General features: G+C 46.9%; 1 protein-coding gene. It reads right to left on the bottom strand.

Going from position 1 to position 980, the window contains the following annotated elements; genetic code table 11:
- A partial coding sequence (locus ACWHAR_RS23755) for an NTTRR-F1 domain (RefSeq protein ID WP_452088026.1) occupies positions 1 to 828 on the bottom strand: 828 nt, incomplete at its 3' end.
- Positions 829 to 980 lie beyond the last annotated feature (152 nt).

Genomic DNA, 980 nt, shown 5'->3' on the forward strand with positions numbered 1-980 from the left:
CGTTGCGCCTGTCGCTCCCGTTGCCCCGGTTACTCCTGTTGGACCGGTTGAGCCTGTTGCGCCTGTGGCTCCCGTTGCGCCTGTCGGGCCTGTTGATCCTGTTGAGCCGGTTGCTCCCGTTGGTCCTGTTGGACCCGTTGCTCCTGTTGGGCCTGTTGCCCCTGTTGGGCCTGTCGCTCCCGTTGGGCCAGTTGCGCCTGTCGCTCCTGTCGGGCCGGTTGCTCCTGTTGGACCCGTTGGGCCTGTCGCCCCTGTTGGACCCGTTGCTCCGGTTGCCCCGGTTACTCCTGTTGGACCTGTGGCTCCCGTTGCGCCTGTCGGGCCTGTTGATCCTGTTGAGCCGGTTGCTCCCGTCGCTCCTGGTTGATCAATTGTTATCATTGCAACATCATCAATTAGTATCGGTGCCCCCCCACTAAGAGGGAGTTTTTGAATAGTTACCACTCCTATAACGGTTCCAGGAGGAGCACTATTCGTTGTAGCATATATTTCATTCCACACATTTACTGCAGATAGACGGTTTACTGGAATTGTTAAGCTTAATCCCTGCGACAAAAAGTCAAAAGAGGAGTTGTAATAATCTACTGTTATTACAATCGCAGGATTAGGAGCGCTGCTAGCTTTTGAAATAGATATAACAAATTCAAAATTCTCTCCCGGGTTAACCAGAAAGCTCTGAGCTAAGATTCCAATCGATGAAGTTACCAAGTTAACACTATAAATCCCTGAATGGCTGAAATTAGAAGTAACTACGGCATTAAATCCTGTCCAAGGCGGCAGAGAACCGGTTTCAAACCCTCCATTTATTATTCGATTCTCAATGGTCAATCAAGTTTCACCACCCTTTCTCAAAAATTGAGATAATAATATCCCTCAAACAAAATATGAAATATCTATGTATACCGTTTGGATAAAACTCTATTTCTTTGAATTTTTATAACGCCAATCGCTATAAATGATAAATTTTATAATTTATCATT

The sequence above is a fragment of the Bacillus sp. LR--39 genome, from assembly GCF_053613335.1.